This window comes from Lacticaseibacillus camelliae DSM 22697 = JCM 13995 (assembly GCF_001311195.1).
In the GTDB taxonomy this organism is placed as follows: Bacteria; Bacillota; Bacilli; order Lactobacillales; family Lactobacillaceae; genus Lacticaseibacillus; species Lacticaseibacillus camelliae.
The window spans coordinates 1-10975 of the sequence record NZ_BBAJ01000075.1; the positions used below are offsets into that span (position 1 = coordinate 1).

Sequence of the window (10975 nt, forward strand, 5' to 3'; positions counted from 1 at the left end):
TTGGCGGATGTTTTTAGTCTTGCCCAGTCCTAACCACGCCGCAACACACGCACACCGTACGCCGGCAGGGTCAACGGTCCAGCGGCCACGTTCTGGCCAGACTCGGCATCGACCGTCGCCATCGTCGTCGTGACGGCCTGCTTGTCAGCGCTCATATTCATGACAAAATAGTAGGTGCACTTATCCGCGTACCGGGCCTGTACGGACACCTCCGGCCGGGTCTCGGCAAGCAGCGGCGCGCGCAGCTCCCGGTTCTGGCATAGCCGCCCGTAGAAGACATCCAGAAAATCGCGCCCGGTGCGCGGTCCGATGTAATAGGCACGCCCTTTGCCCGCCTGATTAACGGTCAGGGCCGGCGTCCCCTTGTAAAAGTCGGCCTCATAGGTGCCCAGCACCGTGGCGCCGGTCGCTTCCATCAGCTGGTTGAACTCGCTGGTCTGGAAGACCTGTCCCGCGTACGCCAAGCGGTTGTGCTCCCCCTCATACAACGAGTCGAACTCAGTCGGGTGAATACCAAACAGCTTTTGCAGCGGCTGCGGCCACCCGTTCAGCAGCACCGTGTCGTGCGGGTCGACGATCCCGGCGAAGTAAGACGACACGAGCGTCCCGCCACCGGCCACGTAATCGCTCAGCCGCGCCTCAAGCGTCGGCGTCATCACGTACAGCATCGGCGCGATGACGATGTCGTAGCCGGAGAAGTCCCGACTGGTCGGCACCAGTGCGACCGGAATATCATGCTGCCAGAAGTACGCATAGTGATCCTCCAGCGTCTGGAAGTAGCGCTTGCGGTCGCGCCCAAACGCGGCCTCACGCTTTTGCGCCCAGAGGCTTTGCCAGTCGTACAAAATGGCGACCTGGGCTGGACGCTTGCTGCCGCGCACGCCGCCGAGCTTTTCCAGCCGGGCACCGTACGCCGCGACCTCCCGGAACACGCGATTGTGTGGGTCATTGTCGTGGCCGACGACAGCGCTGTGAAACTTTTCGGAGTTGGCGCGGGCCTGCCGGAACTGGAAGTAGAGACTGCCTTCCGAGCCGTGGGCAATCTGCTGAAACGAGCTCAGCGCGTGGACGCCCGGCCGCTTAGCCTTGGCCACCGGCGAGTTGACCCTTGACGGCGTGGACTCCATCACCAGAAACGGTTGGTTTTTCAGACCGTAGAACGTGTCATGCACAAAGGCCGCCTTCATCGCCGTTTCGTAAAACGGTTCGAGGTTGTTGTTCCACTGCGGGTAGCGTCCCAGGACACGACATCGACGTGCTGCGCAAACTTGGCGTAGTCGATGCCCTCAAGCGGCACAAAGTCCCCGTTTGAGCCCTCCGCCATGAAGTTGGTGGTCACGGGCACAGCCGGATTGACGGCCTTCACCGTCGCCTTTTCCATGTCGAAAAAGTCGATGGTCATGTCGGTGACGAACCGCTTCCAGTCCAGCGCCATGCCGTGCGTCTTGGTGGTTGCCAGCTGGCTGGGCACCTTGATCTGCTGCCAGTCAGTGTAATGGCCGCTCCAAAAACTCATCAGCCAGGCGTCGTTGACCGCCTTGAGGCTGCTGTACTTTTTCTGCAGCCACTTTTGCCAGTTGGCCTCGCACAAGTCGCAGAAGCACTCACCGGAAAATTCGTTGGAGATGTGCCACATGGACAGCGCCGGATTGTTGCCGTAGCGCTCAGCCAAACGCCGGTCGATTTCCTGCACCTTTTGCCGGTAAATCGGGCTCGAGAAGCAGTGGTCGTGGCGAAAGCGTGGTGGTGACGCTGCAGGCGGTCGTCGACGCGGTTGACCTCGGGGTACTTTTCCGACAGCAGCGCGGCCGGGCACCGCTTGGGGTCGCCAGCACCACGTTGCCGCCCATTGCGTTGATCTCGTCGAACACCTGGTCCAGCCAGCCGAATTCAAAATGGCCCTCCGTGGGCTCCAGCGCGTCCCACGCAAAGACGCCCAGCGTCACGGTGTTGATGTGGGCCTGCTTCATCAACTCCAGGTCCTGCTTCAAGATTTCTGGATAATCGAGCCACTGGTCGGGGTTGTAATCGCCGCCGTGCATTAGCCGCTGATCGACATCAAAATTCATTATTTGATCACTCCTTATTAACGAAACAGCCGCCATCAGCGGCGGCTGTCACTAGACGGCAATCAGGTGCACCAAGCACGACTGATAATCGCCACGAAGACTGGCTGTATCAGCATTGACGCCATTAAATTGAACTGGCAAAGACAGGCCAATATTCCGTAACACGCTGCCCGATACCGGCACGCTTTGCCCACCAATGCGATAACGCCGGTGGTCATCAAGAAACGGCAACTTTAGGTGATCCGATACGGTTTGACCAGGTGTTGCCAAGATCCGGAAAAAACCGACCAGAGCCTCAGTGGCGTCTTGGTTGACGACCGCCCATGCGTACTCATTATGATTATCACCAGTTGGCCGTAATATTTCAAATCGTCCATTCAAAATCAACTGCTGATTCTTACGGTACTCATGAATCTGAGATCTGAGGGCATTCAGCGTCTTCTGGTCCAACTGGGTCAAATCCAGTTCGTAGCCTAATACGCCAAACGTGGCGACGTCATAGCGCATTGCTAAAGGCGTGGTGCGGCCGACCTGATCATTGGGTACCTTGGTCACGTGATTACTCATCGCGCTCAGAGGATACCCCAAGCTCGTCCCAAACTGAATTTTCAAACGCTCAACCGCATCACTATCATCTGAGACCCAGATCTGCGGTGAGTAGAAGAGAATGCCAAGGTCGAACCGGCCACCACCGCCGGCGCATCCTTCAATGAGTAGGTGCGGATAGGCCTGCAGCAACTTCGTATACAACGCGTACACGCCAAGGATATAACGGTGGAAAAACTCGCCTTGTGGGCGTCCTTGCGCGGCCAAATATGCTGAGTAGCCTCAGTGATATCCCGATTCATGTCCCACTTGATATAGTCAAGGTGGGTCTCATCAATCACCTTTGCCATCTGGTCAAACAAATCTTCCACTACTGCAGGATTGGCAAAATCGAGCACGTATTGGTGCCGTCCAATTGAACGTCGACCCCGCGGCGGCCCCACGACCCAGTCCGGATACCGCTTGATCATGGTAGTGTCAGGGGACACCATTTCCGGTTCAAACCACAAACCAAACTGCAAGCCACGCTGATGGATTGCGTCGGCAAAACTACCTAACCCATCCGGAAACTTCCTAGTATCGACATGCCAGTCGCCCAGCGAAGAGTTATCCGCATCGCGACCGCCAAACCAGCCGTCATCAAGCACAAAACAATCAATACCGATTTCTTTGCCCCGGTCCGCTAGCCGCATTAGTGCCTGAGGATTCAGATCGAAGTAAGAAGCCTCCCAACTATTGAGCACGATTGGTCGCGGCTGGCCCTGCCATTCCGGTGCGATGACGTGGTGATCAGCAAACATTGCTGACTGCTGGGCCAAGCCACTCATGCCCCTCGCAGAGTACAGGAGCACTGCCTCGGGTGAAGTGAAACTTTTTTGGGGATCCAGCAGCCATTCAAAGTGACTCGGGTGGATGCCCGTCATTAGCCGTGTCTGCTGAAACTCGTTGACTTCGGCGGAGGCCAAGAAGTTACCCGAATAAATCAGGTTTAAGCCATAAGCATCTCCACTGCGGACAGTGGCACCGTTCTTTACCAGAGCCACAAAAGGGTTCTGCTGATGACTGGAGGCGCCATGAAGCGATTCAACACTCACCGTACCTTGGGCCAACGAGTGAGTCTGAACCTGACGTTCGCGCGCCCAGTTTCCTGATAGATGAAGGAACGAATAGTCTGACTCTGGTAAATCAAGCGTGGCGCTGAAAAGGCGCTCAAGTAAGTAGGGGTGATTGCTGCGATTCGTGACTGTCGCCCAGCGGACCACTGCTGCGGCGTCAGCAAACAGGGCATAGTGCAGGACAACTTCGACATCCCAGGTCGAATCGGTAACCGTGAGTGCCAAACAGTCGGCCTGATTGCCAAAAGCGCCAGGCACCGCTAAATTGCGAGGTTTATCATGAGTGACCGAATAAGACTGGTACTTTAGATCAAGGTACAGTGGCGTTTGCCCCGCCTTCAGTGCGATGCTACCCTGTCTGTAATCAGTACTGCCGTATACTGGTAGTTCTTGCATCTGATCGGCCAGACTAAACTGGTGGTCGTTTGCACTGAACTTAACGGTGCCACCAGATTTGCTAACTGGCGTGGCCAGTACTGCCAGCTGCGCCTCGTCGAGGTCCAGCCGCGGGCCAAAGTACAAGTGACCCAGCTCACCGTTCGGAAGCACGTCGATAATGTAGCTGACCTGATTATTACTGAGGTGAAAGAACTTCTCGTTAAATACTTGGAGCGTCGTTGGTGTCACCTACTTTGCTTTCACGCACAGTAGACTGTTCGATCCACTGCATGCGTTTTTTGATGTTACGTCGATAGAGCAGCGTGTAGGCCCAACCGACCCAAGAAAAGCTGCGTTCAAACGTCTTTTTGACGAACGTGTTGGTCTCGCTGTAACTCACCTTGACACCAGCCTGAGTTGGCGTCAGTGCGTATGTTGTCGTGATCTTACCGGCAGCATACGCCACTTCCATAGAAAACCGCTCGTTTGGGATCAGCTCGCTCACAGTCATCGTCGCTGGGACCGGATCTTTATCCGTCTTGGTCCGCAGTGTTGTCGCCACACTCGTGCCCAATTTCAGCTCATGAATGGCGGCATTGCGCGTGTGAAAGTACGCCAGTTGCGACGCCATGATCGTCGCGAACACATCCGCGACTGGCAGCGCCATGTCATAAGCGTAGGTCATTGTTTTGGCCATCGTGATCCCTCCTATGCTAAAACGTTACTGCTCAGTAGCAGAAGCTTCAGCCTCCTTGGCTGCTTGTGCTTTTTCTTCGTTCAGGTACTGCTTATCCAGCACCTTCAGGAACGGAATCCAGATAATTGTTGAAACGACTACAATCACAATCTGGAGAAGACCGCCGCGCCAAGAACCGGTGGCTAACCAGCCTTGCAGAATAATTGGTGTGGACCAAACAACAGTCGCACCGGTCGGGTATGGTACCAACCAGTGGCAAAAGCAAAGTAAGAAATTGTCGTCATAATCAGTGGGACAACAATCCATGGAATAAAGATCGTCGGGTTCAGGACCATCGGTACCCCGAAGGTCATTGGTTCACTGATGTTGAAGATTGAAGGAACGGAGGTTAACTCCATGGTGTGCTTCAACCGTGCGGAGTGAGCAATGTACAACCCAGCAAGTGAAATCCCAAGAATCATCCCTGAAGTTTCAAAGCTGCCCGCAAAAGTCGAGCAAATGATGTGAGGAATGGACTTGCCGGCCTGATAAGCATTGTAGTTCTGAATATCGAGCGCGGCGTAGATAGGCGAAACAACTGAGTTCACCAGCAATGTCCCATGGATCCCAAACCACCAAAGGAACTGTGAGAAGAACAGGACAACCAACGTGGCTGGCAGTGTGGCGCCAAGGCCCTGAATTGGAACCTGGAGCACGTCGTAAATGAAGTCAAAGGCGTTGCCCCACTGCGTGAATGTGAAGAGAAAACGGATTAGGGTGAACGTCAGCAGTGATGCCGCACCGGGAATAACAGCGATAAATGACTGCGCGATAGCCGGTGGCACAGACTCAGGCATCTTAATCGTAATGTTGGCATTTTCAAGTTTAGAGTAGATAATGGTGGCAAAAATCCCGGTGATTAAGGCAACGAACATGCCCTTCGAGCCGAGTAGATTGATGTCGATAAAGGCACCAGCCTTGGTGTTGGTGATTGGCAGTAACATAACAAAAGCAGAAAGTGCGATACCGCCTGCATACAGTTGAGTGGCGTGGTAGTGACCTGCCAGGGCGTATGCAACACCGAAGACAACGAACAGCGACGTGATATTCATAGTCGCATTAGAGACTGGACCGAGGAAATTATTCAGGAAATCCATCACGCCTTTTGGCACATATTTGGCAAAGCAAAAGTCGTTGGCAGATTCTGGATAATAATCATAATAGAGGCAAACATCGTCGCCGGGAACGCAACCATGAAGCCATCACGAATACTCATGAGAAACTTGTTTTGCGAGAACTTGGTCGCCAGAGGCAACACTTTCTCGTTCATGGTGTCTTGTAAGCTCATGTGATTCACCCTCCTTGGGTTGATAATAGCAACAAGCAAATAAAATTTTGTAAATCGGTTTACAAGGGTTATGATAACGGCATGTAAGCCTAACAAAATAGTAGAATGTTGAGGTAACATATCCAAATGTCGACAAACTATGAAGCTAACAGAATTGATGATTTTTCTAGTTTAAACCGCAACACCAATTTAGACATCAACGTATACACCTGTGGCAGTGAACGCTGTGATCCAGATCACGCATACGGCCCCACCGTGCGCAGCGGCTATATGGTCTATTTTGTGCTCGCCGGCGAAGGTAGCTACACCGTGCGGAACCATTATTATCCACTTCACACGGGGCAAGGCTTTGTCATCGAACCCCACACATTGATTCGATTCCAAGCAGATCATCAGAAGCCGTGGACCTACCTTTGGATTGGCTTTTCTGGGCGCTCGGCCGAACGGTATCTACGCACCACTGCCCTTAATAATAGCAATCCCACGTTCACCTTTGAAGCGAATGGCGCCGTAGTTCAGGCGGCACAGGCGGTTATTTCCGCCTCGCATACTCAGCGGAATCGCAATCTGCTCATGACCGGTAAGCTGTACGAATTTCTTTTTCAGCTTAGCTCGAGCTACCCCACCACCCAGATAAGCACCAGCCTCGACCAGAAAGAAGTACTAGAATCTGCGCTCTTTTACATCGCCAATAATTATGGCGAGTCACTGTCGGTTAAGGACATTGCCGCCTCACTGCACATTGATCGCACATATCTGCATCGCCTATTCGTCAAGCACGTCGGCCAGTCGCCCCAGCAATACATCAGAAACTATCGGATCCAGCGTGCCACACAATTGCTTCTAGAAACCAGTTACCCGATTCAGGTCATCGCGCGAGCCGTGGGCTACCAAAACTCTTTTTCTTTCTCCAAAGCCTTCAGCCAGCTGGCTGGCAGCTCGCCCCGCACTTATCGGCAGGAACACAGTCTGCAAAAGTGAAGCGTGAAGTTCTCGCTGGCCATAGCCAGAAACCAGTGCTCTAACCATAGAGTGTGACCTGTCTCTCTGGAACAGCGAGGCGATGTTTTCCATGGAACATCACCGGCATGACTCGACGTATGTGATCCCCCTGAACCCGCTAATTTTTGCGTCATTCACGCCAAATGGCTTTATCTCTGCTATGCTCAAGACTCAAGAAACGGAGGCATTATCAATGGGAAAAGAACGGGTTCATCGTTGGGCGCTGCGCTGGGCACCCTGCTCTTGGTCCTCGGCATCGCCTGCTTCGTGATCAAAGCGTTCACGCCGACCTACCTCGACGCCAGCGGCATGCTGCACGAGTCGTTCTTCCTGCTGCCGCTTGGCTTTGCTGGCCTCTTTGCAGCATAGTCAGCTACTTGGTGGCCGGCCTCACGCACGGGCAACGTCAGCACGCTTAAGGCGGTGCACAAAAAGCCCCAGGTTCGCGGTTGCGAATCTGGGGCTTTACTTTGGTCTGAAGTTACCTGGCGACTTGCGCCGTGTGATCCGGTGCGCCCACTTGCGGTAGGACAGCCGGATCATTTTGTCACACTCGGTGACGGCCAGGGTAATGACCCCGGCGCCAATCGCAATGCCCCACTCCAGCCAGGACATCCCCGCCGTGCGGAAGACGCCCTGCATGAACGGAATGTAGGTGAACGACAGCTGCAGCACCATCATCGCTGCAATCACGCGAACGCCATCGGGTTGGAGAAGAACTGCTTGGACAGCGCCAAGGCGTGGGTGCGGATGTTGAACAGGTAAAAGATCTTACCCAATATGATGATGTTGACCATCATCGTCGACGCCACCTCCGCCGAGACGTAGCCGCCGGCCAGTAGCCAGTCGTGCGCCAGCAGGCCGATGCCCGAAATCATCAGCGACACGTACGCGATTTGGAAAACGTCGTGCCAGTTCATCATCGACGCGTTGTTGGCGCGCGGCGGCCAGGCCATGATCCCCGGTTCCGCCGGCTCCCAGATGAACGCAAACTGAATTGTGATGGCCGAGACCATGTTGATCCACAGCATCTGTGCGGCATTCAGCGGCATGTTGTCCTGCGTCAGGATGGTGATTGCAATGATCAGCCCTTCGGCAAACGACGTCGGGAGTAGGAACAGAATGCTCTTTTTGATGTTGTCGTAAATGCGGCGGCCCTGCGCGATGGCTTTTTCCATCGTCGTAAACTTGTCATCGGTCAGGATCATGTCGGCGGCGTCCTTGGCCACGTCGGTCCCGGATTCGCCCATCGCCACGCCGATGTCGGCCTTTTTTCAGCGCCGGCGCGTCGTTGACCCCGTCGCCGACCATCGCAGTGACGTTGCCAGCTTCCTGGAGCGCGGTGACGATCGCCAGCTTGTCGGCAGGCGTGGTGCGGGCGAAGACATCTGTCGAGATCATCGCCTGCGTGCGATCCTTTTCGCTCATCTCGGCCAGCTCGGTCCCGGTGACAACGGTTGGGCTGTCCGCCAGCCCGAGCTTTTTGGCGATGGCCAGCGCGGTGTCCGGATGGTCACCGGTGATCATGCGCACCTTGACGCCCGCCATGCGCATCTGGCGAATCGACGCGATGACTTCCTCGCGCGGCGGGTCAATGATGACGGCCAGCCCCAGGAAGGTCACACCGTGCTCGCAGAGGCCCTCAGTGATCTCGTCGACGCTGTCCGGCATATCCTCGGCCGCAACCGCGATGACGCGCATCCCCTGCTTGGAATAGGCCTGCGTCAGGTCGAGGTAATGCTGCGTATCAAACGACGGGTCAGCGGTCTCGGCCATCGGCAGCACCTTATCAGGCGAGCCCTTGACGAACAGGCGGTGCTGACCGTCCGGCAACCGCATCAGCTTGGCCATGTAGCGGTAGTCCGAGTCAAACGGCAGCATGTCGAGCTCTTCGTAGTCCGGTTCATCGGCAAAACCCTTGTGGTACGCCGTTAAAAAGGACCCGTCCGTCGGCTCGCCATTGATCTCATACTTGCCGTCGATTTCCGCCAGCGTCGTGTCGTTGGCCTCAAAACCGGCGATCAAAAGGTCGCGCAGATCCGCGCGGTCCTTGGCGGTCACCGGTTTACCGCGCAAACTAAATTCGCCAGTCGGCGCGTAGCCCGTCCCGGACACGGTGTATTCGTGGCTCGGGGTGATGATATTGGTGATCGTCATTTCGTTTTTCGTGAGCGTGCCGGTTTTATCGGTCGCGATCACGTCAACGGAGCCCAGGGTCTCAACGGCCGGCAGGGTCTTGACGATCGTATTTTCCTTTTTGACCAGCTGCTGCATGCCCATCGCGAGCACCACAGAGGTCGTCGCAGGCAGCCCTTCCGGCATCGAGCCGACGACCATCGTGACGACCGCCAGCGCCAGCGTGCCAACCGAGTAGTGGCCAGACCACAGGCCGAGGCCAAATAGTAGGACCGCGACGGCAAGAATTGCATAGGAGATCCCTTTGCCGAGATTGTCCAGCTCGGTCATCATCGGCGTCTTACCCTTGCGCACGTCCGCAACGGCCTGGGAAATTTTCCCCAGCTCGGTGTCCTTCCCGGTCGCGACGACCAGACCCATCCCTGAGCCGTGGCCACGGCGGTTGAGGCAAAGGCCATGTTAGTGCGCTCCGCCAGCGGCGTGTTCGCCGGCAGCGGCTCGACCGTTTTTTTTCGACCGAGTTAGATTCCCCAGTCAGCGCCGCCTCCTGCATTGATAAGTTATCAATGTCAAACAGGCGCAAATCGGCCGGCACGTTGTCGCCCGCCTCGAGGAACACGACATCGCCCACGACCAGGTCGGCCGAATCGACATCCACGCGCTCGCCGTCGCGGTACACCGTGGCCTCGTGCGACAGCATCTGTTTGATCCGCTCCAGGGCGTTCGAGGCGTTGCTCTCCTGCGAATACCCAATAATCGCGTTGATGATGATGACCAGACCGATAATGATCGTATCGGTCATTTCTCCCATCACGGTTGTCAGTACGGCGGCCCCAATCAAAATGTAAATGATCAGGCTGTTGAACTGGCGAATGAAGATGACCCACTTCGGGTGGTGTGCGATTCCAGCGCGTTCGGCCCGTTTTCCGCCAAGCGCTTGGCGGCCTCCTGACTGGATAACCCAGCCTCCAGATCCGGCACCTTTAACTCCTGCTGCAACGCAGACACCTCAGAATGGGTCATCGACCTCTGACCATCGGGACTGTCCATGTATCATCATCCTTTTTCGTTATAAATTTGGCATATTGCATGTCATATTAATTGTATTTTATCCGAATGCTCAGGCGCACGCAACTGGGCTTGGGGCGGATTCTTTCAGCCAAAAAAAGCCAGTGCACATTAGGCCCCACAGCAAACCTTGCATCAGGTTACTATTCCTGGCCACACTTTCGCTTCGTCTACATTATCGCTTCCTCCTCTTGGGGTTCTCGTATTCATTTGCCCAATATCCCGAATGGTGCAATATTTGATGCTCCGCCCACTATCTGCAAATCGAATATATGGCGGACACCTTGTCTTACCACGCCGGTCCATATGCTCACATGGTTTTTAAAAATTCCTACATCGAGCCTTGCCAATCGCTACCAGGTTAGCCAAGCTCGGAACTGTTTCTCTTCAGAGGAACAGCTCTATTCCTTTTTTTCTGCCCATCAGCTTTCTACGTCGTACATTCAGGCGCTTAACCCTTTTCTTCAGAACCTCCCTATTTTTTTCACTTATTTCAGTCTCCAAAGATCGCTGAATAGACCGAATCTCGGCATCTAACGTTGTAATTTGCGCATCAGGTGTCTTCACACCAGTCACTTCCACCGGGTCACCCCCTTGAGTTAAATCAGAGCTCCGCCGTTTTAGTAAACGATTTAAT

At 54.9% G+C, this 10975-nt stretch carries 9 protein-coding genes and 3 pseudogenes; 2 read left to right on the forward strand and 10 right to left on the reverse strand.

Annotation, left to right across the window (positions count from 1 at the left end):
- Nucleotides 1–29: 29 nt before the first annotated feature.
- The 4 genes and pseudogenes from JCM13995_RS18120 to JCM13995_RS11030 form a co-directional block, all read right to left on the reverse strand.
- Nucleotides 30–2069: pseudogene (locus JCM13995_RS18120) on the reverse strand (beta-galactosidase).
- A gap of 51 nt (nucleotides 2070–2120) precedes the next feature.
- Nucleotides 2121–4357 (reverse strand): annotated as a pseudogene (locus JCM13995_RS11020) (alpha-galactosidase).
- Nucleotides 4329–4805 (reverse strand): SRPBCC domain-containing protein, encoded by a 477-nt coding sequence (locus JCM13995_RS11025; protein WP_054665611.1) that lies wholly within the window; start codon nucleotides 4803–4805, stop codon nucleotides 4329–4331. Before JCM13995_RS11025 ends, JCM13995_RS11020 begins: the two are co-directional and overlap by 29 nt.
- A gap of 24 nt (nucleotides 4806–4829) precedes the next feature.
- Nucleotides 4830–6132, reverse strand: a pseudogene (locus JCM13995_RS11030) (PTS sugar transporter subunit IIC).
- Nucleotides 6133–6258: 126 nt separating this feature from the next.
- Between JCM13995_RS11030 and JCM13995_RS11035 the strand changes: the two are divergent.
- Both JCM13995_RS11035 and JCM13995_RS16285 read left to right on the forward strand, forming a co-directional pair.
- Complete coding sequence (locus JCM13995_RS11035) at nucleotides 6259–7113, forward strand: AraC family transcriptional regulator (RefSeq protein ID WP_054665613.1); 855 nt, start codon at nucleotides 6259–6261, stop codon at nucleotides 7111–7113.
- A 237-nt stretch (nucleotides 7114–7350) separates the two neighbouring features.
- Nucleotides 7351–7503, forward strand: a complete 153-nt coding sequence (locus JCM13995_RS16285) for a DUF3955 domain-containing protein (protein ID WP_225350859.1) — start codon at nucleotides 7351–7353, stop codon at nucleotides 7501–7503.
- Nucleotides 7504–7599: 96 nt separating this feature from the next.
- On the opposite strand, the gene JCM13995_RS17805 is transcribed toward JCM13995_RS16285, so the two are convergent.
- The 6 genes from JCM13995_RS17805 to JCM13995_RS11055 form a co-directional block, all read right to left on the reverse strand.
- Nucleotides 7600–7827 carry a cation transporting ATPase C-terminal domain-containing protein gene (locus tag JCM13995_RS17805; protein WP_369385715.1) on the reverse strand — a complete coding sequence of 76 codons (228 nt, stop codon included), beginning with the start codon at nucleotides 7825–7827 and terminating at the stop codon, nucleotides 7600–7602.
- On the reverse strand, nucleotides 7824–8384 hold the full coding sequence (locus JCM13995_RS17810; RefSeq protein ID WP_369385720.1) for a cation transporting ATPase C-terminal domain-containing protein: 561 nt from the start codon (nucleotides 8382–8384) through the stop codon (nucleotides 7824–7826). The genes JCM13995_RS17805 and JCM13995_RS17810 overlap by 4 nt, the downstream gene beginning before the upstream one ends.
- Nucleotides 8326–9690: an HAD-IC family P-type ATPase gene (locus tag JCM13995_RS17815; protein ID WP_369385716.1), complete on the reverse strand. Its 1365-nt coding sequence runs from the start codon at nucleotides 9688–9690 to the stop codon at nucleotides 8326–8328. Before JCM13995_RS17815 ends, JCM13995_RS17810 begins: the two co-directional genes overlap by 59 nt.
- A complete protein-coding gene (locus JCM13995_RS17820) occupies nucleotides 9611–10072 on the reverse strand; it encodes a P-type ATPase actuator domain-containing protein (protein ID WP_054665616.1) in 462 nt (153 codons plus the stop codon). The genes JCM13995_RS17815 and JCM13995_RS17820 overlap by 80 nt, the downstream gene beginning before the upstream one ends.
- Nucleotides 10073–10122: 50 nt before the next feature.
- Nucleotides 10123–10320 (reverse strand): cation-transporting P-type ATPase, encoded by a 198-nt coding sequence (locus JCM13995_RS17825; RefSeq protein ID WP_054665621.1) that lies wholly within the window; start codon nucleotides 10318–10320, stop codon nucleotides 10123–10125.
- Nucleotides 10321–10725: 405 nt separating this feature from the next.
- A partial coding sequence (locus tag JCM13995_RS11055; protein WP_225350860.1) for a hypothetical protein occupies nucleotides 10726–10975 on the reverse strand: 250 nt, incomplete at its 5' end.